Source organism: Methanohalophilus sp. DAL1, assembly GCF_001683555.1.
Classification (GTDB): Archaea; Halobacteriota; Methanosarcinia; order Methanosarcinales; family Methanosarcinaceae; genus Methanohalophilus; species Methanohalophilus euhalobius.
On record NZ_MAFX01000003.1, the window covers coordinates 1 to 26,001 of the forward strand.

33 protein-coding genes and 1 pseudogene are annotated in these 26,001 nt (G+C 43.4%); 20 read left to right on the forward strand and 14 right to left on the reverse strand.

Annotation, left to right across the window (positions count from 1 at the left end; genetic code table 11):
* A pseudogene (locus A9957_RS00680) lies at window positions 1–417 on the reverse strand (ArsR family transcriptional regulator); the annotation flags it as partial.
* Between the two features lie 149 nt (window positions 418–566).
* The gene (locus tag A9957_RS00685; RefSeq protein ID WP_292342835.1) at window positions 567–2,039 is read right to left on the reverse strand and encodes a cobyric acid synthase; all 1,473 of its coding nucleotides are present in this window, start codon (window positions 2,037–2,039) and stop codon (window positions 567–569) included.
* An 82-nt stretch (window positions 2,040–2,121) separates the two neighbouring features.
* Between A9957_RS00685 and cbiT the strand changes: the two genes are divergently transcribed.
* Genes cbiT through A9957_RS00720 form a run of 7 tightly spaced genes read left to right on the forward strand, consistent with a single transcriptional unit; the run spans window position 2,122 to window position 6,365 of the window.
* Window positions 2,122–2,697 carry a precorrin-6Y C5,15-methyltransferase (decarboxylating) subunit CbiT gene (gene cbiT / locus A9957_RS00690; RefSeq protein WP_292342837.1) on the forward strand — a complete coding sequence of 192 codons (576 nt, stop codon included), beginning with the start codon at window positions 2,122–2,124 and terminating at the stop codon, window positions 2,695–2,697.
* Complete coding sequence (locus tag A9957_RS00695) at window positions 2,691–3,308, forward strand: cobalt-factor II C(20)-methyltransferase (RefSeq protein WP_096711877.1); 618 nt, start codon at window positions 2,691–2,693, stop codon at window positions 3,306–3,308. Before cbiT ends, A9957_RS00695 begins: the two co-directional genes overlap by 7 nt.
* Window positions 3,309–4,037 (forward strand): cobalt-precorrin-4/precorrin-4 C(11)-methyltransferase, encoded by a 729-nt coding sequence (locus A9957_RS00700; RefSeq protein WP_096711876.1) that lies wholly within the window; start codon window positions 3,309–3,311, stop codon window positions 4,035–4,037. It abuts the gene before it with no gap.
* 17 nt (window positions 4,038–4,054) lie between these two features.
* Window positions 4,055–4,546, forward strand: a complete 492-nt coding sequence (locus tag A9957_RS00705) for a cobalamin biosynthesis protein CbiG (protein ID WP_292342839.1) — start codon at window positions 4,055–4,057, stop codon at window positions 4,544–4,546.
* Window positions 4,543–4,896 carry a cobalamin biosynthesis protein gene (locus tag A9957_RS00710; protein ID WP_105459907.1) on the forward strand — a complete coding sequence of 118 codons (354 nt, stop codon included), beginning with the start codon at window positions 4,543–4,545 and terminating at the stop codon, window positions 4,894–4,896. The genes A9957_RS00705 and A9957_RS00710 overlap by 4 nt, the downstream gene beginning before the upstream one ends.
* Complete coding sequence (gene cobJ / locus A9957_RS00715; protein WP_096711873.1) at window positions 4,880–5,662, forward strand: precorrin-3B C(17)-methyltransferase; 783 nt, start codon at window positions 4,880–4,882, stop codon at window positions 5,660–5,662. Before A9957_RS00710 ends, cobJ begins: the two co-directional genes overlap by 17 nt.
* Window positions 5,652–6,365 (forward strand): precorrin-8X methylmutase, encoded by a 714-nt coding sequence (locus A9957_RS00720; protein ID WP_096711872.1) that lies wholly within the window; start codon window positions 5,652–5,654, stop codon window positions 6,363–6,365. Before cobJ ends, A9957_RS00720 begins: the two co-directional genes overlap by 11 nt.
* Here the strand turns inward: A9957_RS00720 and A9957_RS00725 are convergent, their stop codons facing one another.
* From A9957_RS00725 to A9957_RS00755, 7 genes are all read right to left on the reverse strand, one after another.
* Window positions 6,366–7,007, reverse strand: a complete 642-nt coding sequence (locus tag A9957_RS00725) for a cytochrome c biogenesis CcdA family protein (RefSeq protein ID WP_096711871.1) — start codon at window positions 7,005–7,007, stop codon at window positions 6,366–6,368.
* Between the two features lie 18 nt (window positions 7,008–7,025).
* The gene (locus tag A9957_RS00730) at window positions 7,026–7,529 is read right to left on the reverse strand and encodes a co-chaperone YbbN (RefSeq protein ID WP_105459909.1); all 504 of its coding nucleotides are present in this window, start codon (window positions 7,527–7,529) and stop codon (window positions 7,026–7,028) included.
* Between the two features lie 79 nt (window positions 7,530–7,608).
* Window positions 7,609–8,289 carry a 2,5-diamino-6-(ribosylamino)-4(3H)-pyrimidinone 5'-phosphate reductase gene (locus A9957_RS00735; protein ID WP_105459910.1) on the reverse strand — a complete coding sequence of 227 codons (681 nt, stop codon included), beginning with the start codon at window positions 8,287–8,289 and terminating at the stop codon, window positions 7,609–7,611.
* Between the two features lie 27 nt (window positions 8,290–8,316).
* Window positions 8,317–9,174 (reverse strand): CBS domain-containing protein, encoded by an 858-nt coding sequence (locus A9957_RS00740; protein WP_096711868.1) that lies wholly within the window; start codon window positions 9,172–9,174, stop codon window positions 8,317–8,319.
* 35 nt (window positions 9,175–9,209) lie between these two features.
* Window positions 9,210–9,659: a universal stress protein gene (locus A9957_RS00745; RefSeq protein WP_096711867.1), complete on the reverse strand. Its 450-nt coding sequence runs from the start codon at window positions 9,657–9,659 to the stop codon at window positions 9,210–9,212.
* A 27-nt stretch (window positions 9,660–9,686) separates the two neighbouring features.
* On the reverse strand, window positions 9,687–10,796 hold the full coding sequence (locus tag A9957_RS00750; RefSeq protein ID WP_096711866.1) for an amidohydrolase family protein: 1,110 nt from the start codon (window positions 10,794–10,796) through the stop codon (window positions 9,687–9,689).
* 55 nt (window positions 10,797–10,851) lie between these two features.
* Window positions 10,852–11,181 carry a pyrimidine dimer DNA glycosylase/endonuclease V gene (locus A9957_RS00755; RefSeq protein WP_096711865.1) on the reverse strand — a complete coding sequence of 110 codons (330 nt, stop codon included), beginning with the start codon at window positions 11,179–11,181 and terminating at the stop codon, window positions 10,852–10,854.
* Between the two features lie 135 nt (window positions 11,182–11,316).
* On the opposite strand from A9957_RS00755, the gene hisS reads away from it, so the two are divergent.
* The 12 genes from hisS to A9957_RS00820 all read left to right on the forward strand — a co-directional run bounded on the left by hisS (window position 11,317) and on the right by A9957_RS00820 (window position 21,007).
* Complete coding sequence (gene hisS / locus A9957_RS00760; RefSeq protein WP_292342840.1) at window positions 11,317–12,558, forward strand: histidine--tRNA ligase; 1,242 nt, start codon at window positions 11,317–11,319, stop codon at window positions 12,556–12,558.
* 281 nt (window positions 12,559–12,839) lie between these two features.
* Window positions 12,840–12,992, forward strand: coding sequence for a uroporphyrinogen decarboxylase family protein (locus A9957_RS00765; protein WP_241645886.1), 153 nt, complete (start codon window positions 12,840–12,842; stop codon window positions 12,990–12,992).
* A gap of 109 nt (window positions 12,993–13,101) precedes the next feature.
* Window positions 13,102–13,416, forward strand: coding sequence for a DUF6951 family protein (locus A9957_RS00770; RefSeq protein WP_096711863.1), 315 nt, complete (start codon window positions 13,102–13,104; stop codon window positions 13,414–13,416).
* A 47-nt stretch (window positions 13,417–13,463) separates the two neighbouring features.
* Entirely contained in the window at window positions 13,464–14,561 is a 1,098-nt protein-coding gene (locus A9957_RS00775; protein WP_243641535.1) for a uroporphyrinogen decarboxylase family protein, read from the forward strand.
* A gap of 73 nt (window positions 14,562–14,634) precedes the next feature.
* Entirely contained in the window at window positions 14,635–15,330 is a 696-nt protein-coding gene (locus tag A9957_RS00780; RefSeq protein WP_292342843.1) for a class I SAM-dependent methyltransferase, read from the forward strand.
* 62 nt (window positions 15,331–15,392) lie between these two features.
* Window positions 15,393–15,764, forward strand: a complete 372-nt coding sequence (locus A9957_RS10625; protein WP_279387845.1) for a GTP-binding protein — start codon at window positions 15,393–15,395, stop codon at window positions 15,762–15,764.
* A gap of 154 nt (window positions 15,765–15,918) precedes the next feature.
* Window positions 15,919–16,377, forward strand: coding sequence for a 30S ribosomal protein S15 (locus tag A9957_RS00795; RefSeq protein ID WP_128754262.1), 459 nt, complete (start codon window positions 15,919–15,921; stop codon window positions 16,375–16,377).
* A 202-nt stretch (window positions 16,378–16,579) separates the two neighbouring features.
* Window positions 16,580–17,902 (forward strand): DHH family phosphoesterase, encoded by a 1,323-nt coding sequence (locus A9957_RS00800; RefSeq protein WP_096711858.1) that lies wholly within the window; start codon window positions 16,580–16,582, stop codon window positions 17,900–17,902.
* Window positions 17,886–18,122 (forward strand): KEOPS complex subunit Pcc1, encoded by a 237-nt coding sequence (locus A9957_RS00805; protein ID WP_241645881.1) that lies wholly within the window; start codon window positions 17,886–17,888, stop codon window positions 18,120–18,122. The genes A9957_RS00800 and A9957_RS00805 overlap by 17 nt, the downstream gene beginning before the upstream one ends.
* Window positions 18,115–18,651 (forward strand): uracil-DNA glycosylase, encoded by a 537-nt coding sequence (locus A9957_RS00810; protein WP_096711857.1) that lies wholly within the window; start codon window positions 18,115–18,117, stop codon window positions 18,649–18,651. The genes A9957_RS00805 and A9957_RS00810 overlap by 8 nt, the downstream gene beginning before the upstream one ends.
* Before the next feature lie 122 nt (window positions 18,652–18,773).
* Window positions 18,774–20,282, forward strand: coding sequence for a serine--tRNA ligase (locus tag A9957_RS00815; protein ID WP_096711856.1), 1,509 nt, complete (start codon window positions 18,774–18,776; stop codon window positions 20,280–20,282).
* A 122-nt stretch (window positions 20,283–20,404) separates the two neighbouring features.
* Entirely contained in the window at window positions 20,405–21,007 is a 603-nt protein-coding gene (locus A9957_RS00820) for a 30S ribosomal protein S3ae (protein ID WP_292342844.1), read from the forward strand.
* A gap of 26 nt (window positions 21,008–21,033) precedes the next feature.
* On the opposite strand, the gene A9957_RS00825 is transcribed toward A9957_RS00820, so the two are convergent.
* The 3 genes from A9957_RS00825 to A9957_RS00835 are packed head-to-tail and all read right to left on the reverse strand — an operon-like array spanning window position 21,034 to window position 23,809.
* A complete protein-coding gene (locus tag A9957_RS00825; RefSeq protein WP_292342846.1) occupies window positions 21,034–22,746 on the reverse strand; it encodes a glutamate--tRNA ligase in 1,713 nt (570 codons plus the stop codon).
* Window positions 22,747–22,784: 38 nt separating this feature from the next.
* A complete protein-coding gene (locus tag A9957_RS00830; RefSeq protein ID WP_096711853.1) occupies window positions 22,785–23,084 on the reverse strand; it encodes a hypothetical protein in 300 nt (99 codons plus the stop codon).
* The gene (locus A9957_RS00835) at window positions 23,084–23,809 is read right to left on the reverse strand and encodes a fumarylacetoacetate hydrolase family protein (RefSeq protein WP_096711852.1); all 726 of its coding nucleotides are present in this window, start codon (window positions 23,807–23,809) and stop codon (window positions 23,084–23,086) included. The genes A9957_RS00830 and A9957_RS00835 overlap by 1 nt, the downstream gene beginning before the upstream one ends.
* A gap of 181 nt (window positions 23,810–23,990) precedes the next feature.
* Here A9957_RS00835 and A9957_RS00840 point away from each other — a divergent pair, with 181 nt between their 5' ends.
* Complete coding sequence (locus A9957_RS00840) at window positions 23,991–24,317, forward strand: hypothetical protein (protein ID WP_128754259.1); 327 nt, start codon at window positions 23,991–23,993, stop codon at window positions 24,315–24,317.
* 3 nt (window positions 24,318–24,320) lie between these two features.
* On the opposite strand, the gene A9957_RS00845 is transcribed toward A9957_RS00840, so the two are convergent.
* Window positions 24,321–25,097 carry a dihydroorotate dehydrogenase electron transfer subunit gene (locus A9957_RS00845; RefSeq protein ID WP_128754258.1) on the reverse strand — a complete coding sequence of 259 codons (777 nt, stop codon included), beginning with the start codon at window positions 25,095–25,097 and terminating at the stop codon, window positions 24,321–24,323.
* Window positions 25,097–25,996 carry a dihydroorotate dehydrogenase gene (locus A9957_RS00850; protein ID WP_292342848.1) on the reverse strand — a complete coding sequence of 300 codons (900 nt, stop codon included), beginning with the start codon at window positions 25,994–25,996 and terminating at the stop codon, window positions 25,097–25,099. The genes A9957_RS00845 and A9957_RS00850 overlap by 1 nt, the downstream gene beginning before the upstream one ends.
* Window positions 25,997–26,001: the final 5 nt, after the last annotated feature.

Here is a 26,001-nt window from a genome sequence, read left to right on the forward strand (position 1 = left end):
GTGGTACACATTGAAAATTTCCACATTAGTATCACTGACAATCTTCGAATCATAAAGACTACCTATGGATTCGAGTAAGGGTTGTGGTATAGCCTCCATATAATGGGACTTCCAGAATTCTTTATGTTCCAATACAGTACCCATGGTCATGACAGAATCTGCAACTCTGGAGGCTACAATTTTACCCAGGGGTGTTAGCCTGTATTCATGTTCTACACTTTCTATCAACTTATTGGATTCAAGAATTCTTATCTTTGGCAGCAGGGCCTGTGAAGTACTTCCTGTCACTTCACGTAGTCTTGCCAGTGTGTTGTTGTCTTCATCATAGAGTGACAAAAGCATCTGTGCCTGCAACCTTGACCTGTAGATAGCCTGCACATCCTTTTTTACATCCTCATATATATCGAGTATATCCATCCGATCTCACTCTCTTTCTGGAAGACAGTGGCATTTAATCTATTTAATAATTTCATATTGGATAATTTTGGATATAGCAGCCGCTTTTCATAGACAAATCCAAAAAAAAAGAATATGGCAAACCAAAAGCGTCCTTTGTATATCCACCTTCAATTCTCTTTCAGGCCCAGAATAGAATATATTGTCCCGATATCCAGGTATTCTTCCATTATCTGTGCCAATTCTTCGTAAGGGTCATCTTCGAGATCTTCTTCATTGTACTCGATTCCCTTTTTCTCCAGAAGATAGGAAACAAAGGCTTTCCTTATGTTGGCATTGGAAAACAAACCATGTAGATAGGTTCCCACTACCATTCCGCTTTCATCAACGCAACCATCGTCACCAAATACCGGAGTATTTGAACCAGTATCTCCCATGTGGATTTCATAACCGCATATGGTTTCACCTTTTATTGAATCAAAAAAGGGACTTGCCCTGTTTACTTTCTTGGTTACCTGAACGGTTTTTTTCTTATATGCATCAAAGATGGTATGGATATCCAGCAGGCCAAGTCCTTCATAGCTCGCATCCGCTTCACCCTCAATCGCTGCATCTTCTATTTTTTTACCCAGCATCTGGTAGCCTCCACAAATGCCCAGGATAGGTACCTTCCTGTACAGGGATTTAATCTTTTCAGCCATGCCGCTCTCAAGCAAATCCTGCAAATCACTTATGGTGTTCTTGGTACCGGGAATTATCACGGCATCAGGTGTGCCTAATTTATCATCCAGATTCACATAGCGTATATTTACAAGGCGTTCCAGGGGTTCAAAATCTGTAAAATTGGAAATTCTGGGAAGCCGGATTACAGCCACATCGACATCATACATTCCTGATGGAGATGACTTGTCCCCGATGGACACCGAATCCTCGGAAGGGATTCCAAGTTTTGAATAGGGCATGACACCCAGTACAGGAATGCCGGTAATCTGTTCCAGCTCATCCACACCAGCCTGGAGTATGGCGGGGTCTCCCCTGAATTTATTAATTATCATTCCCCTGACATTTTGCCTGACATCTTCAGGCAGAAGCTGGATAGTACCATAAAGACTTGCAAATACCCCACCTCTTTCGATGTCCCCGACAAGTATTATTGGCGCATTGGTAATCCTTGCAGTACCCAGGTTTACAATATCCCTTTCATAAAGATTTATTTCAGCCGCTCCGCCTGCACCTTCCATTACGATAACTTCATAATCGTTCCCCAGTGTTTCAAGTGCCTGGCGAAGTACGCCATGAGTTTCTTCTATTGAATCGTAGTAGGCACCTGCACTTTTGTCGGCATAAGGTTTGCCCATAAGTATGACCTGTGAAACCCTGTCACCTTTTGGTTTCAGAAGCACGGGGTTCATCTCAGCTGTGGGTTCAACACCTGCAGCCATTGCCTGTATTGCCTGTGCGATTCCTATTTCCTTGCCATCCGTTGTGATCCACGAATTCAGGCTCATGTTCTGTGCCTTAAACGGGGCAACCCTGTATTTGCGGGAAAATATTCTGCAAAGCCCGGTGACTATCGCACTTTTGCCTACATGCGACGCTGTACCCAGAACAAGTACACTTTTGGGAATACCATCTCCTTTCATTTACAACAACCTTTTATGTAGCTAGTGATATTGTATAGGTACAATATCCAATCAATTCCAATAAACTTTACTTGGGAAAACAATGTCTGAGCTACTACATATAAGCGGCGGGCCTACGAAACCCGAAATAATAGCTGTATCATTATCTAAACTTGACTTGAGTGAAGGATGCACCTTTTATGATATAGGATGTGGTACAGGTGCAGTTTCCATTGCTGCATCAAAGTTGGCAAGGAATATAAAATTCACTGCCATTGATGCGCGTCAGGAAGCCATTGAAGTTGCAGAAAAGAATTTCAAGAATTTCGGACTCGATTGTGTAAAGCTCATACACGGTGAGTCATCAGAAGTTCTTGAACAACTTCCTCCCGAAAAAAAAATTGATTGTGCCTTTGTAGGCGGTACAAAGAATATTGATGCTATTCTCAAATCTCTTGTAAAACATGAAGCAGGAAGCATCATCGTCAATGCAGTAAGGATTGAAACTGTGGTTTCTGTAATAAACCAAATGAAAGAACTTGGAATTTTTGACACTATTACTAATATATCAATATCAAGAGGATATCCAATTACCGGGGAAACCATGTTTAAACCAGAAAATCCCGTGTATATGATATCCGGAAAATACAGTAACATTCAAGGTGATAAAAAATGTTGATAGGAGTAGGACTTGGACCGGGTGACCCGGATCTTCTCACGCTTAAAGCTGTAAACGTCCTTAAGGACAGTGACAAGGTGTACGTGCCTGGCAAAATGGCAGAGGAACTGGTTAAACCATATACTGATTCGGAAATACTGGATTTTCCGATGTTGCGTGATTATGATGTGCTAAATGAAATATGGAAAAAGAATGCTGACATCATTGCCAATGAAGCAAGAAATGGAACTGTTGTATTCGGTCTGATCGGCGATCCTAACTTTTTCTCAACATTTACACATTTAAAGAGAGTCATGCGTAAATACTATCCGGACGTTGAAACTGCAACAGTGCCTGGTATCAGTTCAATTACTTCTTTTGCCTCACGTACCGATTCAGAAATCGATTCCTCTTTTGAAGTATCGGATGGTTCTGACAAAAAATCAAAGATTGTACTGAAGGCAAAACATACACAGGACATTATCCGTAATCTGGCAGAAGAAGGATATGATAATTTCATATTTGCTGAAAGGCTGTTCCTGGATCGGGAAAGGATTATAAAGGGCAAGGAGAACATTCCCGGGAAAGGTAATTACTTCAGTATTCTCTATGCAGAAAAAGGGGGTAAATAAATGGATGACAAAATCGCTTTTGTCGGTGCTGGTCCGGGAAACGCCAAATTGATCACCGTACTTGGTAAGGAAAAACTGGAAGAGGCCGATATTGTGGTATATACCGGTTCACTGGTAAATCCTGAAGTGCTCGAATATTCAAAAGGCAAAAAGATAGACAGCTATGGAATGACCCTTGAAGAGACTACCAAAGTGATGGTGGATGCACTTAATGAAGGCAAGAAAGTTGTCCGGCTTCACAGTGGAGATCCATCCCTTTATGGTTCTATCATCGAACAGATGGAAGAATTGAAAAAATACGATATTGAAGTCGAAAGGGTACCCGGAGTATCCTCTGTTTTTGCAGTTGCTTCATCTCTTAACACCCAGCTGACATTAAACGGTGTTTCCGATTCCCTTATAATAACCCGTCCCGCAGGCAAAACACTTGGGGAAGATAAAATTCCTGCCCTTTCCAGACATGGTGAAACGATGGCAATCTTTTTGGGGACCCAGAAGATTGAACAGATCATGGAAAAACTGGAATGTCCTTCAGACACTCCGGTTGCTGTAATTTACCATGCATCCTGGGATGATGAACAGGTAATCTACGGAAACGTGGAAACAATTGCCCAAAAGGTCAAAAAAGCAGGAATCCAGCGCTCTGCCATGATTATTATCGGAGGTGTGGTGGATCCGAAAAATTACAGGAGGTCACACCTATACGGAGTACACCAGCCACCGCTGTAATAACTTTCAATCGTAATATGGATGTGGCCCGCCAAATAGCAGAACATGTGGGAGCAGACCTGCTTATCTATAGCAAGGATATTTTCAAGGAAGCCTTTGAAAAATATGACCGGATAATTGCTGTGTTTGCTACAGGTATAGTTGTCCGGGACATCGCTCCTCTCATTAAAGATAAGTGGACAGATCCGGCGGTTGTTGTGGTGGATTCGAATCTCAATTTTGCAATCCCTGTCCTGGGTGGGCACCATGGAGGCAATGAACTGGTCCGAAAGATTGCTGAAATTGGTGCGACACCCGTGATAACAACGGCAACTGAAGTCCATAATCGCAACTCTGTCGAGGGTATTGCCAAAAAAATGGGATGCGACATAGTGAACAAGGAATCCACAAAGGATGTGAATTGTGCACTGCTGGAGCAGGATGTCGGGATTTTGAAAATAAAGGGACCAAAAATTGTGATCGTGGACAATGATGTGTCCGTACTTAAAAGTGAACAGGAAGACACATGATTATAGGAATCGGTGCACGCAGGGGAATCCACAAGGAAGAAGTCCTCGAAGCCATCGCACAGGCACTGGAAACAACAAATACCAGAAAGGAAGATATCGAAGCACTGGCCTCAGCCGAACTTAAAAAAGATGAACAGGGACTTAAAAGTGCAGCTGAAACTATAGGTGTGCCAATTCACTTCCTGTCCCACTCCAGGATTAACGAAATAGATGTACCTTCTATATCAAGGGCATCAAGATTTGGACTTAAAGGTGTGGCAGAACCCTGTGCACTTGCACTTTCTACTAACAAGAATCTGATAATGAAAAAGAAAGTATATGGAAGGATAACAATTGCAATCGCAGAATGATAAAAAAGGAAAACTCTATGTAATCGGGATTGGGCCCGGTTCGGTGGAACAACTTACCATTGCATCCAGGGATGCCATCCTGAATTCTGACTACATAATTGGTAATGGCACATATCTTGATCAGGTCAAGGAACTCCTCAATGACCAGGAAATTATCAGGAGTCATATGGGAAAGGAAGTTGACCGTGCCAAAAAGGCAGTGGAACTTGCAGAGAACAATGTTGTCTCAATGGTAAGTGGTGGGGATGCCAATGTATATGGCATGGCCGGTCTTGTGCTGGAAGTTGCCGAACATTATGAACTGGATGTGGATATCGAAGTCCTGCCTGGCGTTACCGCCATCACAGCAGGAGCAAGCGTACTGGGTGCACCTATTGTCAATGATTTTGCAGTGATAAGCCTCAGTGACCTGTTAACTCCATGGGAACGTATAGAAAAAAGGCTCAGGGCTGCTTCAGAGGCGGATTTTATCATATCTCTCTACAACCCGAAGAGCAGACAACGTAATTCCAACTTCCGGCGGGCCATTGAAATAATACAAAAAACAAGGGATGGATCATCTCCTGTGGGCCTTGTGAAGAATGCACTGCGAGGGGATTCCCAGGAAATGAAGGTAACAACCCTTGGCAAGGTGCTGGATTATGACGACTGGGTGGATATGAGGACCATGATATTGGTCACAACCCCTGAATCCCGTATATGGGGCAAAAAGGGCATGGAAAAGATAATAACCCCCAGGGGGTATCAGAGAAAATATGACTACTGAAGAACAAAACAGTCTGGAACTCGACAAACTTGTGGAAATCACAATGGAAGCAGAACCTGAACTCGTGGAAATGTGCAGGGATATGGGCGCCCAGACAGAAGAAGCAAAAGCCATTTACATGACCAGCAGGCGTATTGCCAGCAAACTGGTTGGAGATGATTCTCCTCAGGGACGTGTCAGGCAGAGATGCATGATATCCACAGGCGATCCTGAAGTTGCCGAAATAATGCGCTTTACGAATGACCCAATAAAAGCAGGAGTAGAAGCTATCAAAAACGGTGCTCCCATTTTTGTCGACATCAATATGGTTAAAGCCGGTATTACCAAAAAGGGGCATGATTGCCCGGTAATCTGTGTCCTTGATGAGGATAAGGATGCAGAAATTGCTCACAAATATGGTATTACAAGAACAGCAGCCGGATTTTTGAATTGCCGTGACAGGCTTGAAGGAGCAATCGTAGCCATAGGAAACGCTCCTTCCGCTGCATTTGCAGTATGCCGGATGATCGACCATGGGATAAAACCCGCTCTTGTGATTGGAACACCTGTAGGATTTGTCAATTCCGCTGAATCCAAGGAGGAGGTTCGCAAACGGGACATTCCTTCAATAACCTGTGTAGGTACGCGGGGCGGGACACCTATAGCTGTAGCCTGTGTCAATGAAATTGTGGCGATCAAAAGAGATGAAGAAACCTGTGACTGATCAGAAGGTCACAAAAGGGTTGATGCTGAGCATCCAGATACCTGCGATAATCAGCACCAATCCAGCTCCTTTTTTTATATAATTCTGATATTTTGCAACATTGCCATAATTACCCGTAAAATGGGCGGAATAGGCAACCAATAACATCGGTATCGCAAAGCCCAGGGAATAAATGGAAAGCATCGCTGCTCCGTAGTATATATTCCCTTCAACAGCTATCCTGGTGAGCACTGCGCCGAGAATCGGGCCGATACAGGGAAGCCACACAACCCCAAGAGACAGGCCCAGGAGCAATCCGCCGCTTAATCCCCGATTTGCGCTGGCAGGTACGGGAACTTTTGAAAAGATATTGAATATTTCCACATTGCTGACCATAACGATACCAAAACCTATAATGACAGCAGCAGCCAGGATGTTAAGGTAGGCCAGGTAGTCGTGCAGAGCATAACCAAATGCAGAAGTTACAATTCCCATCGATACAAAGGATATGCATAATCCCAAAACAATGGAAAGGGGCCTGAAACGACCCCGGCCTGTTGAGGAGGCGAATAGGGCAGGCAGCAGGGGAAATACGCAGGGAGAAGCAATGCTAGCAATACCTGCAACAAAGATCGCAATGGGAGTTATGGTGTCGGCAACCATTTGTATCCCGCCTTTATATCATGATGTATTATTCTGCCTGTAGGCGATAGCATTGTCCAGTGCCTGCCGGAGGGTATTGTCGTCTGTCAGCCCCACATAACGTGTGGATCTCCGGTCAAAAGAAACATTGCCCTCAGGTCCCATGAACAGATACCTGTCATCCTTAATTCCTGCAATGACACTCATGTCGGGTATTGAATACACTTCGAAGAAAGAGGCTACACGAGGCTCTTCATTAATGTTCACCATGATCACAGAGGCCTTTCCCTTATAATCATCTGCAATAATATCCAGAATGAAATCCTGGTCCCTACAGGGGGCGCAGGTAGGTGAACCGAATTTGATGAGCACAGGTTCCTTTTCCAATAAGGTGTTCAGTTGCTCGATATCCTTAATGTTCGACTCCTGTACAATGGTTTCCTGTTGCTGGTTAACTTCGGGAGCTGTACAGCCGGTAGTCACAAATGCCAATAGCATCACAATCAGCACAAATCCGTACGTAATTCTGTTACCCGCTATCATCCACTAAAAGAGTGGTATATTAAAATATAAGTATTATGCATGGTATCCCCAAATATATACAAAACCCGGATGTAAAAAATCAGGCATTTTTAAGTTTCCACTTCAACAGTACTCCTTCCTCCATCTTTTCAGCACCTATAAGAGAACATACCGGCATGTCGGCTTCACCAAACCCATCACCGTCAATAAGAGTAGGAGCGGTTGCCCCTCCTATTATGAGATTTCCTATAAAGGAATATATTTCGTCCACAAGCCCGTTTTTTACAAGCCCCCAGTTAAGGCTGGCGCCACCTTCAACCATAAGCCGGTGTATGCCCATTTCATCAAGTATGGATAACAATTCAGGAAGATCCACCTGATCTCCGCCAATCATTATGACCATAGCCTTTTTTCTCAGTGATTCGACCCTGTCAAAAGCTGCACTTTCAGAAACTGCAATTATTCTTTTACCAGCACCCTTCCTGAATATATCAGCATCTGTTGGAATACGTGCCTTGCTGTCCACCACGATTCGTACGGGATTTTCATCGAGTCCATTTGCAAGCCTTTTAGCCCGCTTTTCATCGGATTTGACAGTAAGGCTGGGATCATCAGCAAGAACAGTTCCAATTCCTACCATTACTGCATCAGAACTTGCTCGTAATTCGTCCATTCTTTCAAAATCCACATCCCCTGATATCCTTACCTGACGCCGCTGTCGGGTGGATATTTTCCCGTCAATGGACATTGCAGCATTTATAAATGTAAAGGGAGTGGGCATGGAATCCCTTCAGCTTCAATTATAAGATTAGCTATCAATCAATGCTTTCATGAGATAACGGTCTCTCAGCAGTCCAATGAATGCACCGTTTGCATCCACCACAGGAACCTGATCGACCCTGTTTCTTTTCATCTTAAGGGCACATTCACTAACACTCATATTACTGGATGCCTTGATCAGATCGGTGACCATCACTTCTTTTACAGGCACATCCGGAACTTTTATTCTGGATACGCTATAATATATGCTGAGAGTATCCCGCATGGATTCCCACGTCCATTCATCATCGTCAGAACCAGCAGACATATCCGACATTTCAAGGGAATCTTCTATGACACTTGCACTGATAATATCACGATCAGATATTATACCTACCAGATCAAGTTCTGAATTAAGAACCGGAACTGCTTTTATATGTGCAAGTTCCATGTTCCTGGCAACTAAGGGCAAAGGTGTTTCACACCATACCGGACCAACACCTTTTCTGCCCAGATATTTACTTATTGGATCATCGAGTTGCATAGAGGCCATACTTGCAACAATATCGGCAACTGTTACCATTCCCTCGAGTTTGCCGTCATCATCCACAACGGGCAACCTTCTGAAACCATAATCAATTAGGTATTGAGCAGCTTTTTTGATATTATCTTCCGGTTTTATCTTTATGGGGTCCCGTGTCATAAGCAAAGCAATCTGTTCTTCTTCAGGATTGCTCAGGAGATTACTTCTACTTACGATACCAACCACCCGATTATCTTTGATCACCGGCACGCCGGATACCTTTTTATCTTTCAGTATACTCAGCACTTCGTCTCGTGAACCGGGCAGACTGGCTGCGGCGACATCAGTCACCATGATATCCTTAATAAGGGTTTTTTCTGGCATTTTTAAATAACCTCAATAAAATCTTTTATTGATTTTTATTCTTCTCCATTTCCCCTTACTACCATAACGGGGACATGTGAGTTGCGGGTGACCTTTTCTGCAACGCTTCCAAGAAGGAATCTGTCAAGTCCACTTTTACCGTGGGTACCCATGACTATAAGGTCAATTCCATTGTTTTCAGCAAAATCAATTATCTCATGACCTGGATCGCCTTCAAGCAACTTTGACTCTATTTCGATATCTTCTCCGGTGTCAGATATCACTTTATCGGTTATTTCCTGCCCTTCCTTTTCAAGAATTTCATACATCATTTCCCATCCGCCATCCATGGGAATGGAATCAAATGATGCGGTATCCACGACATACGCCACGTATACTCTGGCACCACTGAGTTTTGCCAGTTCAATTCCGTAAGAGACCGCTTTTTTGTTCTCTGTGGAACCATCGGTAGCGATCAGTATCTTTTTGTAGATTTCACTTGCCATGTTTGATCTCTCGAATAAATGAATAGATTAATGGATTATTGATAAAATATCGTCTGGCCTTGCCCGACGAACAAGACCACTTAATACATCCTGTATTCCTTTTAGATTATTTGACGTGCCATCCAATACCATCAGATTTGCCTTATCCCCTTCCCGCAGAGGGCTTTTTCCCTCCATCTCCAATATCGATGCCCCATTAAGTGTGCACATTTTAAATACTTGTCTATCCTCAAGTCCAAACACCTTTGAAAGGAACTCCATCTCAGAGAACATATTTACAGAATTCAGCATAACATTGTCAGTACCTACGCCCACATTTATACCGGCTTTCAACATTTCAGCAACAGGTGCCATCCCCACTCCTGTAAGGAAATTGGACCTGGGACAGACAACTACCGGAATCGATGCATCGGCAACGTTTTTGAGGTCTGACTGTACTGCCTGTGTCAGATGGACAAGCATATCAGGCTGCAGGGATAGGGCATCTTTAATATCGTGGTGGGATTTTTCACCGGCATGTATGCAAAAAGGACTTCTGGATTTGTGACAGGTATCTGCAATCTGTGCCAGTAGATTCAAATCCACATCATGTGCACCGCTCATACCTATACCATCGGCCTGGGAAAGAAGTAGGGATACCCCCTCCTGCACAGGCATATTGAACTCCCTGCTGTCGGGTCTTGCAAATATCCTGGAATCAATATCCATATCTTTTAATGCATCTTTCAGTGCCAGCACGCCCCTGTTTCCTCCCTCCCGGAAATCTGCAAAACTGGTGGTTCCTGTGGCAAGCATGTCCCTGATGGAAAATTTCATGTATTCTATAAGTTCCCTGTCAGAAGTTTTTGCAAGAATGCGGTGTTTTAAGCCATCCGGTGGCCTGACCAGACTGTTCAGGTCCCTTTGTATCACAAAATCCTCAGGCAGGCCTATGCAGGGGTCTTTACAAACCGAGTCCCCTATATGGGTGTGACAGTTGGTAAAACAGGGAGCAATAATATTTTCAGAAGATGTCTGCTCCTCACATACTTCATGTATTATACCATCCCGGATACATACATAACCTTTCACCAAAGACAGATCATCCCCATAGAGGATGTTACCATAAATAATCTGTTCACGGGTCATTGGGGACATAATCCTGTATGCATATGTATTAATAATTATAAAATTAACGCTGGATATATCCTATTTAAATTTTGCAGTTACAACCTTTTTTCCTGAGAGCGTCTTTTTGCTCATCGATGGATGTTATAAGAGTGTCCTGCCTGGATCCCCCTGTCGCAAGGGTAGGTTCAAGGGGACTGTGGTGGTTATACTCCCGCTTCTTCATTTCACTAACAATATTTTCATGGCGCAGGTAGAGGGCGTGTAATTTACCTTTCCAGCGAAGAGTTTCAGGATGATTGGAATAAGCCTTTTTATTTTTAGTGATAATGGACCAGAGAGCATGCAATTCCCTGTGTTCTCCAAGCAGATGCTGTCTGCAAAGGTCGGATGGTGGTAAATCCCATATCCTCATGTAATATAGATTGGTTTGTTCTTATTTGAAATTAACAATCTGTGATTCAGGCATCAAAACAAAAAATATATTTAACAATGATGTAACCTACTGAATCTTCAATTACAATCATTAATTCATATCAGGTTAGATACGATGAAAATCAGCAGACCAAGAGGAACAAGAGATTTCCTTCCTGAGAATACGCGATTGAGACGTTTTGTTGAAAACAGAATGAGAGACGTAGTTTCCAGATGGGGATATCACGAAATAATCACCCCTACCTTCGAAAATCTCGAACTTTTCACCCTCAAATCCGGAGAAGGGGTTACAGGGGAGATTTACAATTTTTTTGATAAGGGTGGCAGGGAGCTTGCCCTGCGTCCGGAACTTACGGCACCTGTCATGCGTATGTATGTGAACGAAATGCAGGCAACCCCCCGTCCGCTAAAACTTTTCTATTTCGAAAATTGCTTCCGTTATGAGAGGCCCCAAAAGGGACGTTTCAGGGAATTCTGGCAATTTGGGGTTGAGACTATTGGCAGCAGCCGTCCTGACGCTGATGCCGAAGTAATAGCTCTTGCAGAAGAAATGATCGAATCTGTAGGGATCAAGGGAGACCTGCATGTAGGGCATCTGGGGATTATCCGTCATATACTTGAAGGACTCGAACCGGAGCAACAAACAAAGATAATGAGGCTTGTGGACAAAAAGGATGATACCGGACTTGATGAGTATCTTGAACAAATCAATGCATCAATAGAGCTTCGCAATGAGCTGTTTGAACTTGTCAGTATCACCGGAGATGGTGCAATAGAAAAAGCAAGGCAAATTGTAGGGGATATTGACGAACTCCAGATTTTTGAAGAACTGACACAAATCCTGGATGCCTATAATGTGAAATATTCTGTGGACTTTGGTATTGCCAGGGGCCTTGATTATTACACTGGTATGGTTTTTGAGATATATGCCAGCAATCTTGGTGCCCAGAACCAGATATGTGGGGGTGGCTCCTACCAGTTGATACAGCTTTTCGGGGGAGGAGATGTTCCTTCAACCGGATTTGGACTTGGTTTTGATCGTATAATGGAGATATGCGAACTTGAACCTGAGCAAAAAAGGGAAGTTGTGCTTGTGGCAACAGATGACACCCGGCTGGATGCAATAGGGATTGCGCGCGAATTACGTAGGGATGTGCCGGTATATCTCGATATAATGCAGCGAAACTTCAAGGGCCAGCTGTCTCATGCCAATAACATTGGTGCCCGATATGTAGTGATAGTGGGCAAGAGGGAAATGGAGGCCGGCAAGGTTACCCTGAAGGATATGGAATCAGGTGAACAACACCAGTTGACTGTTGAAGATGCCAGGGAGCATATTCTCAAAAGTGGATGGTAACGGATATCACCTAATATGTGATAGCCAATGCAGATTATGTATTGTATCAATAATACTAATTCCATTAATTTAGAAGTATAGTATCATGAGTTGTAAATACTGCAAATTATCTTATGGGAAACCTGTAATTCATAGAAACAGAGGAATGGTAATCAATTAAGCACTCCTGCAAAACCAATAGTAAAAAGCAAAATAATAAATAGCATGGAGTCCCAAGCTATTTTTCACACTGTTTACTATATAACTGAATTCTATGTATGGACAAATGTGTATAAAAACATTTGTTTCTTACTAAAAAATGTCTTTCAGATGAAATCGATGTGCTTTCTCCAGGAAGTGGAATAAATCCTAAAACTCCTTTTGAGAATGTAAAGGCACTTGTTCGAGCAAGAGATGAGTACTATGCCAAAAAATCCCATCCTGCAAAAAGGTAAAAAATCCCATCAAAAATATAGACAAACAACCCAATTACAACAATTTGTGGCCATTAATAATAGCAGTTTTTATGAAATTCTATTGCTCTATTTGTGAGGAGGAAAGCAAATGACAGAAATAACTGTATATTCGAATGTATGTGATTTTACGCATAAAATAAATGGGAAATTGGATGGTGACAAGATCATCATCGATATAGACACACCCTGTGAAAAGGTCAAGAAGATGTCCCATCTGGAAGTTCCTATGATGGACCTGTTCGATATAAAGGACAACTGTGTCATGCAAAAGGCCCAGGAAGCAAAATGCAGTGTTACATGCCTTGTTCCCTGTGCTGTCCTCCATGTGTGCTGTCTGGAAGCAGGCATGATGTCGAAATCTTTGGTCCATAAGACAGGGGATGTTCGTATAGAATTTGAATGATCTTTGGAATAGGGAATTAATACGAATAATCCGGGGAGAGTGATATATTGTCAGAGAAAATGACGTCCAAGGAGCGGTTTGTTAATGCTCTCGAGATGAAGGATGTGGACAGGATGCCTTATGGGTATCTCTGGTTTGGGGCAGGCAACGGCGTCCTGGAGCGCATGAATGCCAAGATGAGTGATGTCTACTATTCTGCAGAGGGAATAGCCAGGGCGCAGATACTTGCAAGGCAGATGTACCATCATGACAATGTTATGTCTCCCTGGGGATGTCTGCTTGTTGAGGCAGAAGCACTTGGCACCCGGCTGAACATCAAGGATAACCGGTATCCTACGATAGCCGGGTATCCACTAAGCTCTGCAAGTGAATATGATCGGATTAATCCCCTTGATATTGAAATGTCCCACAGGATCGATACGGTTGTACATTCAGTAGGGATACTCAAAAAGGAGCTCAAGGACGAGGTCTTTATCACAGGTGCCATGCTTTCCCCTTTGATGCTTGCTTCTCAGTTACTTGAAGCCAGCAGTCTTTACATAGAAATGCTCACTGAAAAAGAGAATGTTCATGAGTTACTTGAAAGACTCACACAAAGCTGTATCCTGTATGCTGACCGGCTGATTGAAGAAGGGGTTGACGGCATCTTCGTTGAGAACGGGGGGAACACTGCAGACCTTTTTAGTCCAGATATGGCTGAGGAATTCATGCTCCCTTATACAAAACAGCTCTATGCACATATCCAGAATAATGGCATTTATGTAATCTCCCATAATTGTGCTGAACATGCCTTCCATGATATGGAAGCATCTTTAAGACCAGATGCCCTGAACTTCGCTTTCGGGGATGTTAACACTCTGGGCAAGAAGTATGGTATCGAATGTACAGAGATTCATAAGAAGGTCGGATGTAGTCCAAGATATTGTTTTAAGGAACTTGAAAAACATGGTATCTGCCTTATGGGTAACATCAATCCCAATGTTTTCTGCAGGGATTCTTTAGATGATATTGAGCACGAGGTAAAAAGTTGTATGGACTGTGCTCCAGAAAAGGGTTTTATTCTCTCGACAGGCTGTGAGATCCCTCTTAGCACACCGATCGAGGAAATGGAAACCCTCTGGAGATCGATAAGTCCTCGTTTGTGAGCAGGGTCATACGGACGATCTATCTTCAAATCCTGTCTCGAAATGAATTGAACCTTATTGGAGAAGTGGTCCCATGAATCAGAAAATAGCATGTATGGACGAAGAAATATTGAATAAGCAGCAGTGTCATTGGGAAAATGTATTTTTAAAGAACAATTCGATGTTCGGTGAAAGATGCAGTGGTCCTGCCATGGAAGCAGCAGAACTCTTCAAGGAAGAGGGTAGAACAAAGATTCTTGAACTTGGAGCAGGTCAGGGAAGGGACACTTTGTTCTTTGCAAATAATGGTTTCGAGGTATATTCTCTTGATTACTCCAGACAGGGGATTGAATGTATAGATCAGAGGTCCCGGGATATGGGACTATCTGGATCGATAACAGCCTTGCAGCATGATGTCAGGGAATCTCTGCCTTTCGATGATGGGTCTTTCGATGCCTGTTTTTCTCATATGCTCTACTGTATGCCCCTAAAAACATCTGAACTTGTATTCATTTCAAAAGAGATCAGGAGGGTCCTGAAACCAGACGGTCTGAACATATTCACCACAAGACACACAGGTGATCCTCAATATCGAACAGGAGTTCACTGGGGAGAGGACATGTGGCAGATAAAGGGTGGATTCATTGTCCATTTCCTGAGCAGGGAGAAGGTGAAGCGCATTTCGCAAGGGTATGATATCGTTGATGTAGAGGAATTTGAAGAAGGGCAGCTTCCAAAAAAACTTTTCAAGATCGCCCTTAGAAAAAAAGCAATAAAAAAATTGATATGATTGTAAATGAGAGTATCGCGGAAAATATCTAATTGGGACTATACCCATAGAATATCCCTGACCTGTCGTTTGATCCTATCGTACATGTTGTGGATGCCAGCAGCTTTGGATATGAGATCGACAATCTCTCGAAGTTTGTAATTACACAGATCGAGGAGTCCGTTATACTGTGCCTGAACAAGGTGGACATCGCTGATCATGAATATTTGATATCTGTCAGGCAACTTCTTAAGACCATCAACCCTGATGCCAGGATCTTTGAATTTTCGGCAAAGATGTTGGATGAGGGCTTCTCACAGTTCATCGATGAGCTGGCAGGTAAGATGCACCTGAGAAGTAAAAACATAGAGGATGGAGGATTCGAGGAAGTATATTCAAAAAAGGCAAGATGTGAAAGGGTGCATAAGAACATAAAGTGGACTGTGAATATTTGATAATCTCCATGCATACAGCCGTAATGGCACAAAATATATAACCCATGTGCCTTTAATTAGCACCACTTCGCCAATACAGGGAATCTCCCAATGTTCATACCTGTAACTTTATCGCCACTTTAAATTTAAATCAAAATAATAAGGAGTAATCATAATGGCAAAAATGCACACTCGCAGAAAAGGCCAGGCAGGGTCCACAAAACCCATTCGTACAGAAGTACCCGCATGGTCTTTGCAGGATGCAGAAGAAATCGAAAAGGTGGTTCTTGACTTGTGGAAGCAAGGCAATCCCACCAGTGTCATCGGAATGAAGTTGAGGGATAACTATGGAGTTCCTGATGTCAAACTCGCTACAGGAAAGAAGCTCACCGCTATCCTGAAAGAGAATGAAGTAGCAGCTGGTGTTCCTGAAGATCTGTACAATCTTATCGTAAAAGCTATTGGTCTGAGAAAACATGTTGCAGCCAATAACAAAGATGTACATAACAAACGTCCTCTTCAGCTTACCGAATCCAAAATTCGCAGACTGGTTAAATATTATAAGGCAAACAAAGTCCTTCCAGCCGAATGGAAATATAAACCAGAAACTGCAGAAATGCTTATTACTAAGTAAACGGGAATTTGTACAATTCCCCAACTTTTTTAATTTAGTTTTTTCCTGCTGTATCTTCGGTTAATTGCCATTTATTAAAGGCAATGTGAAGGCAAACCCACACAAATCAATAGAAGTATAAATGTGTGCTACATAATGAATCCTTTAATATCAAAATCACTCCATCTATAATTAGCATATGTGGACTGGCAGGTGAAAGTTTTTGGAAAAATTGCGACCCAGTGCAAAAAGGGCATCTGAAAAAATCAGTGAATACTCACGTGTAAGACTCATATCCCATAATGATGCAGACGGGATTACCGCAGCAGCTATAATGTGCCATGCCCTGCTGAGGGAAGATATAATTTTCCACGTAAGCATTGTAAGCCGGCTAGATGAAAATGTTGTGGAAACAGTTAACAATAGCACTGATAATGGTGATCTCGTACTTTTCTGTGACATGGGGAGCGGCCAGCCTGAATTGATTGAAAAAGTCAAAAATGACACCATTATAATAGACCACCACGCACCTGTGGGTGACACAACGGCACACATAATGGTAAACCCTCATCTTGCAGACATAGATGGTGCTTACTATATGTGCGCCTCAACCACTGCTTATGTTGTCGCAACAGAACTTAATCCCGAAAATAAAGAGCTTGCAGGGCTTGCAATTGCAGGTGCCATAGGGGATAAACAGCTTTTTGACAGGGAGAATGGCCAGATCCTGAAAGAAGGAATTGAAAGTGGCTCTATTTCCATAAGGAAAGGATTAAAGATAGGAGATGGTGATCTGGCAGAAGTGCTGGAAAGAACACCTGAACCCTACCTTGACATAACAGGTGAAAAAGAAAAGATCGCAAACTTCCTTAATATTCTGGGTATCAGTGGCCCAGTCGAGGAACTTGATGAAAATCAGATGAAAAAACTTACTTCTGCCGTGGCACTTAAACTGACAAAAAAAGCCAGTCCTGAAGCGATTGATGCCAGTATCGGTGAAGTCTACATTCTCAATCATGAGACCATTCCAAATGTCTACGACATGGTAACCCTCCTCAATTGCTGTGGCAAACTTGAACGTGGGGGTCTTGCCCTTACTGCCTGCCTGCGAGATGAAAAGGCTGCAGAAGAAGGCTGGAAGATTGCGGAACAATACCAGCAAGTTTTGATGGGGCAAATCAAAAAGGCAGAGAAGAAAATTCAAAAACTGCAGCATCTCAGATATATTCAGGGAGAAGACATGGAAGCCACCGGCATGATTGCAGGTATTGTCATCAGGTACATACACCCTGATCTGCCCTTCATTGCCCTGAACAAAGTTGATGATGTTGTAAAAATTTCAGGAAGAGGAACCCGCAAACTTGTTGACGGTGGACTGGATCTTGCAGTTGCCTTAAGAGAGGCAGCTTCCGGAGTAGGAGGTAGCGGAGGGGGACATAATATAGCATCCGGTGCGGCCATACCGCCAGGAAGTGAGGAAGAGTTCCTGAAAGCCCTGGATTCCATTATCGCAAAACAGCTGGGAAACAATGCAGATGAAAATTAAAAGCACTCTTAAACTGCCTGTAGGCCAAAGGGGAAAAACAATTATTGAGTCATTAAGGCCGGACAATCTTGCGAACATGGAAAGTAAAATCCTCCCCGATGAAAATTCCATAACTTTGAGGACAGAAAAACTTTCTTCCCTGATATCTGTTATGGACGATCTCCTTATGAATGCCAAAATTGCCGAAGACCTGGATTTCAATGGAGCAAAAAATGATTAATTCATTCAAAGATTTAGAGGGAAAAATAAATTCATGTACTGCATGCCAGCTCCATGAATCTGCAACCCACAAAGTAATAATGAAGGGGGGGGAAAATCCAAAAGTACTTTTCATAGGTGAAGCCCCCGGCAAGAATGAGGATGCAAGTGGAATACCTTTCTGTGGCAGGGCCGGCAAAATCCTGGATGATATGATAGAAGATATGGATATTCAGCAGAATGATTGGGCGGTGATCAATACAGTCAAATGCAGACCTCCTGATAACCGTAGGCCACGTAAAGGAGAACTTGCCGCCTGTCGGGCTTTTTTTGAAAGGCAAATCGAAATGCTTGATCCAGATGTGATAATTCTGCTCGGAAATACTGCTGAGGAAGCTTTTTTGGGAAACAGGCAACTTCAATGGGGTGAATGCAGGGAAATAGATGGGAAAAATGTGGTGAAATTCTATCATCCTGCAGCCCTCATCTATACCAAAAGTCGCCAGTCTGAACAGCAAGAGTTTATAGAAAAAAACAGTGCATTATGGTAAGTACATTCTTTTTCCAACATGCTGGTTTGTGCCATCAGGTAAAACTTATAATAATTAGTAACAATAACTGAGTCGCTGTAAGGACTTTATTAATCATTATTTAATCATTTCGAGGAAATATAATGGATCTGGAATTCAGATTAAAAGCTGCCTTCAAAACTAGCGGGGACCCCGCACCCGCCGTAGATACCATTCAGGAGTTTCTTGAGGGAGAAGCCCCAAAGATACTCGCCAAAGGAGCACCAGAAGGGGAAGGAGCAAGAATTAAAAGATGGAATGTAAAGGATAACCGGATAAACATTGAGATAGTCTCCGGCCGGTATGTCCGATCTCATGATGCAATTATCCGGCTGCGTAAACCTCTTGCTGGCAAAATTGGAAAGGAATACCATCTGGGCATCCGGGGTATTGATGTTGATGAGTTTGTCATAAAAATGGCTTCTGAAAAATCAGTCGGAGATCTGAAGATACCACATGTCAGTTCAATGGATTATGACGGAGAATACATCACACTCAATCTGGATGTTGGAGAAGCAGAACTTGAAAACCGTATTCCTGACAGAATACTTACCCTTATGGAGGACAAGATAAGAGAAAAGGTCTATGGCGGCAAGACCGAACACTGGAACCTTCTGTGGCAGAGTGAAAAAAAAGCACACCCATTTGAGAAGGATCCTACCCAGGAAATGCTAGAAAAAGGGTGGATTAAAAGAGGGGCCAGCAGAGGACAATGGATCCACGGTCCCCAGTCCACGAAATTGTTCCGCACTTTTGAAAAGATTGTTCTTGAGGAACTTCTTGAACCCCTGGGATACCAGGAAATGATTTTCCCGAAACTTGTTCCCTGGGATGTGTGGAAAAAATCCGGGCATGCCAAAGGGGTCTACCCCGAAATCTACTATGTATGCCCCCCGAAGACCCGTGATCCGGAATACTGGGAAGAGGTCGCTGACTACTACAAGGTTACAAAAGAAGTGCCTACAGAACTAATCAAGGAAAAAATCGGCGATCCTATAGGTGGTCTGTGCTATGCCCAGTGTCCCCCCTTCTGGATGTATTTACAGGGCGAAACCATACCAACAGACTCGTTCCCCCTGAAGGTATTTGACCGCTCCGGGACATCCCACAGGTATGAAAGTGGTGGCATCCACGGCATGGAACGTGTTGATGAATTCCATCGTATCGAAATTGTCTGGCTGGGTACAAAGGAACAGGTAGTCAAAGCCTCAGAAGAGCTCCACGAACGCTATATGCATATCTTCAATGAAATCCTGGACCTTGAATGGAGAAAGGCCTGGGTCACACCATGGTTCATGGCACAGGAGGGACTTGCAGGTGTATCGGATGAGCAAAGTGCCGGTACTACAGACTATGAGGCGCCTCTGCCGTACAGGGGAGAGGACGGCGAATGGCTTGAGTTCCAGAACGTGAGTGTCAACGGGGATAAATATCCTTCCGGTTTTAATGTGAAAAGCCAGTCGGGAGACAAACTCTGGTCCGGATGTTCGGGTGTTGGGCTGGAAAGGTGGACCTCGGCTTTCCTTGCACAGAAAGGCCTGGATCCGGAAAACTGGCCGGCAAAATTCCGGAAGCGTTTTGGAGAAATGCCTGAAGGAATAAGGTTCTTCTAAACTGGATAACCGATTTGTTTATATATGGACATGTCTAGTATAGAAGGCCACTAATAGCCTATATTATAGAATTACATTGATCATCGACAGAGAAATATCACACTAACACTGGAGGAAATTTATTGGCAAGAAAAGTACAGAGAAAACTGGACAAATGGAAGAACAAAACCTGGTATAACATTGAGACTCCTGAATTTATTGGCAGGACCGTTATTGGGACAACCACTACTGATGATAGTGAGAAACTGGTTGGAAGGACGATCGAAACCACTGTAGGAGACATTACCAATGACTTCTCAAAACAGAACATCAAACTACGTCTGGCTATCGACAACGTAACCGGCGACACTGCAAACACTGCTTTCATTGGTCACGAGATCACTACAGATTACCTTCGTTCCATTGTAAAACGCCAGACATCCCGTATAGACAATAACCTTGAGGTAACAACCAAGGACGGACGCAAGCTTCGTATCAAGCCCATTGCATTTACTGTAAAGAGGGCAAGAAGCAGCCAGATAAGAGCAATCCGGGAAATTATGGGTAAAATCGTCCTTGAAAGATCTGCAGAACTTGACTTTGAACACATTGTCGAGGAAATCGTAACCGGTAAACTTGCAGCCAATATTTACAGGAATACAAAAACCATCTATCCAATCAGAAGGGTAGAAATACGCAAGACAGAAGTTCTTCCTGTAAAGGCTAATGCTTCCGCAGCAGCCTGAAAGTTAAAAAATTAAAAAGTAGCCTTTCACTTATGAGTGAAATAGGCTACTACTTTCTTTTCTTTTACATCATCTATCCTGCAGAACCCAAAACGCTCAAACTGCACAACTTTATCTATCTCATTTGCAATTTGTAATTCCCCCAATCCTGTGAATCTACCCTCGGGAGACAAAACTTCCACGTCCAGATTGTCTTTAGCTACCCACTGGACGATAGGTGGGCGTTTTTTTCTGACCTCATCCATTGAATCACCAATATGTTTTGCCCGGAGAGGTTGGGTTGATACAATTTCAATGTTGTACAGGTCCTTGAGTCTTAATAGAGATCCGGGAGATAGTTCTTTTGCATCCTCACCACTAATATAAACAATATTATCCACTTCTACACTCCTGTTACCCATATTTTCCACAGGATGCAGAGGTGGAGTGGCAACAGTGTGTTTTCCGTCTATAATCTCAATCTTTTGAGGATCCGGGACAAAGAAGAAACGCTTTGTCTGTGAGTCAATAAGTTTTCGGTTTTCAGAATAAAGGGAATCCATGCTTATACTCACATCGGTTTCCCCGACACCCATGTCTACCATAAATTTACGCAGGGCCTCTGGTTTGATGCCACGCCTGCGAATAGCCCTGATTGTTGGAAGCCTTGGGTCATCCCAGCCGGTGTATTCGCCTTCTTCTATAGATTTCCTGAGTGCACTGGTGCTGAATTTACCAAATTCATGCATTTTAATGCGGCCCCAGTGGGTGGTCTTTGGATACTCCCAGCCCAGGTAATCATAGATATACTTCTGACGCTTTTCACTGTCCATCAAATCTTTGCCCCGGATGATATGGGTCATGCCAAGTTCATGGTCCTCGATTGCTCCCTCAAAGTCAAGAAGGGGCCATACTACGTATTTATCACCTACTTCCGGGCGGGGATGTGTAGCTTTTACTATCCTGAAAGCACCAAAATCCCTCAGTGCAGGGTCCTTATGATCGATTTCTGTCTTGATACGCAATACAGCAGATTTTTCTTCGTAATCACCCTCAATCATCTTGTGCCAGTGTTCCAGATTCTTGGCAGGGTCCCTGTCACGATCAGGACATGGGGCACATGAATCTTTATACTTCTTGAAATCAGTCCCGTCACAGAAACAGACATAAGCGTGCCCCATTTCGATAAGTTTGCGGGCATATTCGTAGTAAAGGGTTATTCTGTCTGAGGCCTTTACCACCCTGTCAGGTTCGATACCCAGCCAGTGACAGTCATCCAGGTACCATTCATAGGCTTCAAGTAGCGGACGCTTGGTCTGGGGATCGGTATCGTCAAAACGTATTATGAAATCCCCTCTATACATTTTGACATATTCGGAGTTGATTACCATACCTCTTGCACTACCCAGGGTAGCGGGCCCGTTGGGATTGGGCGCAAATCGCATAACAACCTTTTCTCCTTCTGCAACATCAAGGGGCTTGAGACCCTTTTCAGGTTCCTTCTTTGTATTTAGTTCTTCAATAAGTTCAGGTGCGACTTCCTCAAGTCTCTGCTGCCATTCATCCGGGTTGCCTTCTGCAACCTGGTCTATAACTTTTTGTACTTCTGCCGTAACATCTTTGGCTTTGGGGCGCAGGTGGGGACACTGCCCCATTACACGACCCATGACAGCGCCAACCTGGGGGGGTTGTCTGTATTTTACAGCATTGTGCAATGCAAATTTTTCAATCGTTTTTATATCTTCATCCTCTAATGTCATCTGGCTGACCTCTATAATAGTAAAAACTTATGCAAATATTAAATTGAATTTCTTATCTGCTGGATATGAGATGCTTTTGCAATGATGTCGGCTATTTGTCCGTCAAAATCTTCAAGGAATTTTTCCGTATTCTCACCGGCAACTGCTCCGTGTGATGAAGGCTTGATGAGATGTTCCTGCTCAAGTACTCGCAATGAATATCTTACTTTATGGGTTGGCATCTCTGTTTCATCCGAAAGTTTAAGGATACCGATTGGGCCTTCCTCAATAACCTTCCTGAGAACGATAAGATGTCTTTCAGTTAATTCAAGTTCCCTGTAAATTTGATCAAAAAGCATTATGATACCTCATTGGATAATGTGCCTATACCCTCAATGGTTACGTCTACGCAATCACCTGAATTAAGTTCACCCACACCCGGCGGGGTACCTGTGGCAATTACATCTCCCTTTTCAAGGGTCATCACGGAGGATATGAATTCTATCAGGAAATCAACATCGAATATCAATCTGGAAGTTGATGAATTCTGTCTGGTCATGCCATTAACACTGCACTTAATCTTTGCTGCAGAAGCATTGAAGTCTTCCACAGGAGTTATGAATGGGCCAATCGGGGAAAAAGTATCAAAACTTTTTGCTCTGGTCCACTGTCCATCCCTTTGCTGAATATCACGGGCTGTTACATCATTAAAACATGTGTATCCTTCGATGACATTTTGTGCCTTTTCAGCATGAATACCATGGCATTGCTGTCCTATGACAACAGCAAGTTCTGCTTCATAATCAACACGATTGCTGCAGGAAGGATAGATTATTTTTGCACCATGGCCAATTACAGAAGAAGGGGGTTTCATGAAAATTATTGGTTCATCCGGGATGTCCATATCCAGTTCTTTGGCGTGATCAATATAATTTAACCCCACACAGATAATTTTGGAAGGACTTGAAGGCGCAAGTATATCAAGTGAATTAACATTATAAACATCTCCCCTGGGAGATATTACCTTTTCATCCTGCACATTACCCTCAAATATCTCAGTACCGTGTTTGAATTTTCCGATCATGTTATCCACTTGCTAACAATAAGGAGATGCATTATCCTGGCAGACAAATTAGGAAGATATGGTATAAATATAAATCCTTTTTCTTATCAATTCCGGCAAATGAGCGCCGGTTTGCCAGAGTATAACCAATCGGGAAAACTTATTTGACTGTTTGGAAAGAATACTTTATTGGGGAGTGGATATGAACGATCTTTACTGCACAGAAGAAATAAACCATGTACGCAGGTATGTGAATAACATTCCGATTTCGGGTAGATATCGGAGTGAACTGGTACGATGGATAAATACCTATCTTGATGAAGAAAATGTCGAAAAACACCTTTCAAGTACAAAGGATGCATTTGATATGTCGGTAAAACAGGCAGCACAAAGAGATCTTGAACTAACCATCCTTTTTGCCAAAAAAGAAGACAGGACCAATTCAAGAATAATTTTTCTGGAAGGGGAATTGCTTTTTCTGTTTAACCTGCTCTATGAAAAGGTGAAGGCACAAAAAATTGCTGCCTGATAATTAAAAATGGCATTTGCAACCTGAAGAATCACGTTCGTAATGTCCAAGTTCAGATCCTTCAAGTTCACCGCCATTGAATACAGGGCCGTCCCTGCAGACACGCAGGCCATCGGGATCCATACTGCAGGCTCCACAAACTCCGATACCACATTTGAAATACCTGTGCAGGCTGAACTCTGACTTTACCTGAACATTGCGTGCTTTCAAAATTTCAAAGACCTTATACATCATAATCTCCGGGCCACACACATATATCCTGTCATAATCAGAGGTATTCGTATCTGCCAGCTGATCGGTCACAAAACCGCCCCTGCCTTCGGAACCGTCATCAGTGGTAATATCCACCCTGCCACAGGCAAAGCGTTCCCTGAACAAAAGTTCATCACAGCATCTGGAACCCAGAATTGTGCGGCCTTCAATTCCTCTTGCCTTTACAATATCTGCAAGGGGAGCAATCGGTGCGGCTCCTACTCCTCCTGCAATGAAAAGTACGTTTTCACCCTTTTTGGGAATGGTGAAACCTCTGCCAAAAGGACCCCTGAGCCCCATATGGTCACCTATTCCAAGTTCGAACATACGGGATGTGGCATCACCTACCTTCTGGACTGTAATGGAATTTTTACCGGAGAGGGTCATAGGGACCTCATCGGTTCCATGTACCCAGACCATTACGAATTGGCCGGGAATGGCTTCGTCGAATTGTGTGTCAAAGAAAAAAGTACGCACATTGGGTGACTCTTCGACGATTTCGGTGATTTTTGAATGAATGGGACGCATCAGATCATCTCGTGTGACAGACCTGTTATGTCTTCTGTGTATGAATGACCGTACTTTTGCAGATATGTATCAATACCTTTGCTTATTTTTTCAAAGATTTGTGTGTCTTCATGTACGGCAGATCCGATCTCAACAGCACTTGCCCCAGCCAGCATCATTTCGATTGCGTCTTCCGGGCACGTAATACCTCCTACTCCTATCACGGGCACATCAAGCACTTCATACAGGTCATAAACACATTTTACAGCCACCGGCTTTACTGCAGGACCGGATAGTCCTCCAAAACGGTTGCCGAGTATCGGATACCCGGAATGGATGTCAATGGCCATGCCCCGCACTGTATTGATAGCAACGACTGCCGATGCACCTGCAGATTCTGCTGCCCTGCCAATAGAAGTAATATCCGTAACATTGGGTGTGAGTTTCACCCATACGGGTACATCCACAGCATCAACTACCGCGGCCGTGATTTCATGTACAAGATCAGGATCAGTTCCCACCGAGGCTCCATAACCTTCAGCATGGGGACAGCTGACATTAAGTTCAAAGCAATCAGGCTTTGAGGAAAGCAACCCTTTCGCAACTTCAGTAAATTCTGCAGCGTTCCCGCCGAATATGCTGGCAATTAACGGTGCATCCGTTTTGCTTTTCGCAATTCCGATTTCCTCACAGAAACCCGAGTAGGAAGGATTGGGCAGTCCCATCGCGTTAATGTATCCGCATTCCAGCTCCACCATTGAAGGGTTATTATGGCCTTTTTTGGGAACCGGGCCAATTGACTTGGTTACCACTGCACCGGCACCGTTGCGGCTCATTCTTGCAAGGGCTGCTCCTGTGGTTCCCATTATGCCTGAAGCCAGGATTGTAGGATTTTTGAGTTCTATGCCTGCTATCTTCATGAATG

What these genes read in the sequence shown, in the direction of transcription:
- A9957_RS00685 (WP_292342835.1), bottom strand. Translation starts at nt 2,039, where the DNA reads ATGAAAGGAGATGGTATTCCCAAAAGTGTACTTGTTCTGGGTACAGCG.
- cbiT (WP_292342837.1), top strand. Translation starts at nt 2,122, where the DNA reads ATGTCTGAGCTACTACATATAAGCGGCGGGCCTACGAAACCCGAAATA.
- A9957_RS00695 (WP_096711877.1), top strand. Translation starts at nt 2,691, where the DNA reads ATGTTGATAGGAGTAGGACTTGGACCGGGTGACCCGGATCTTCTCACG.
- A9957_RS00700 (WP_096711876.1), top strand. Translation starts at nt 3,309, where the DNA reads ATGGATGACAAAATCGCTTTTGTCGGTGCTGGTCCGGGAAACGCCAAA.
- A9957_RS00705 (WP_292342839.1), top strand. Translation starts at nt 4,055, where the DNA reads ATGGATGTGGCCCGCCAAATAGCAGAACATGTGGGAGCAGACCTGCTT.
- A9957_RS00710 (WP_105459907.1), top strand. Translation starts at nt 4,543, where the DNA reads ATGATTATAGGAATCGGTGCACGCAGGGGAATCCACAAGGAAGAAGTC.
- A9957_RS00720 (WP_096711872.1), top strand. Translation starts at nt 5,652, where the DNA reads ATGACTACTGAAGAACAAAACAGTCTGGAACTCGACAAACTTGTGGAA.
- A9957_RS00725 (WP_096711871.1), bottom strand. Translation starts at nt 7,007, where the DNA reads ATGGTTGCCGACACCATAACTCCCATTGCGATCTTTGTTGCAGGTATT.
- A9957_RS00730 (WP_105459909.1), bottom strand. Translation starts at nt 7,529, where the DNA reads ATGATAGCGGGTAACAGAATTACGTACGGATTTGTGCTGATTGTGATG.
- A9957_RS00735 (WP_105459910.1), bottom strand. Translation starts at nt 8,289, where the DNA reads ATGCCCACTCCCTTTACATTTATAAATGCTGCAATGTCCATTGACGGG.
- A9957_RS00740 (WP_096711868.1), bottom strand. Translation starts at nt 9,174, where the DNA reads ATGCCAGAAAAAACCCTTATTAAGGATATCATGGTGACTGATGTCGCC.
- A9957_RS00745 (WP_096711867.1), bottom strand. Translation starts at nt 9,659, where the DNA reads ATGGCAAGTGAAATCTACAAAAAGATACTGATCGCTACCGATGGTTCC.
- A9957_RS00750 (WP_096711866.1), bottom strand. Translation starts at nt 10,796, where the DNA reads ATGTCCCCAATGACCCGTGAACAGATTATTTATGGTAACATCCTCTAT.
- A9957_RS00755 (WP_096711865.1), bottom strand. Translation starts at nt 11,181, where the DNA reads ATGAGGATATGGGATTTACCACCATCCGACCTTTGCAGACAGCATCTG.
- hisS (WP_292342840.1), top strand. Translation starts at nt 11,317, where the DNA reads ATGAAAATCAGCAGACCAAGAGGAACAAGAGATTTCCTTCCTGAGAAT.
- A9957_RS00770 (WP_096711863.1), top strand. Translation starts at nt 13,102, where the DNA reads ATGACAGAAATAACTGTATATTCGAATGTATGTGATTTTACGCATAAA.
- A9957_RS00780 (WP_292342843.1), top strand. Translation starts at nt 14,635, where the DNA reads ATGAATCAGAAAATAGCATGTATGGACGAAGAAATATTGAATAAGCAG.
- A9957_RS00795 (WP_128754262.1), top strand. Translation starts at nt 15,919, where the DNA reads ATGGCAAAAATGCACACTCGCAGAAAAGGCCAGGCAGGGTCCACAAAA.
- A9957_RS00805 (WP_241645881.1), top strand. Translation starts at nt 17,886, where the DNA reads ATGCAGATGAAAATTAAAAGCACTCTTAAACTGCCTGTAGGCCAAAGG.
- A9957_RS00810 (WP_096711857.1), top strand. Translation starts at nt 18,115, where the DNA reads ATGATTAATTCATTCAAAGATTTAGAGGGAAAAATAAATTCATGTACT.
- A9957_RS00815 (WP_096711856.1), top strand. Translation starts at nt 18,774, where the DNA reads ATGGATCTGGAATTCAGATTAAAAGCTGCCTTCAAAACTAGCGGGGAC.
- A9957_RS00825 (WP_292342846.1), bottom strand. Translation starts at nt 22,746, where the DNA reads ATGACATTAGAGGATGAAGATATAAAAACGATTGAAAAATTTGCATTG.
- A9957_RS00830 (WP_096711853.1), bottom strand. Translation starts at nt 23,084, where the DNA reads ATGCTTTTTGATCAAATTTACAGGGAACTTGAATTAACTGAAAGACAT.
- A9957_RS00835 (WP_096711852.1), bottom strand. Translation starts at nt 23,809, where the DNA reads ATGATCGGAAAATTCAAACACGGTACTGAGATATTTGAGGGTAATGTG.
- A9957_RS00840 (WP_128754259.1), top strand. Translation starts at nt 23,991, where the DNA reads ATGAACGATCTTTACTGCACAGAAGAAATAAACCATGTACGCAGGTAT.
- A9957_RS00845 (WP_128754258.1), bottom strand. Translation starts at nt 25,097, where the DNA reads ATGCGTCCCATTCATTCAAAAATCACCGAAATCGTCGAAGAGTCACCC.
- A9957_RS00850 (WP_292342848.1), bottom strand. Translation starts at nt 25,996, where the DNA reads ATGAAGATAGCAGGCATAGAACTCAAAAATCCTACAATCCTGGCTTCA.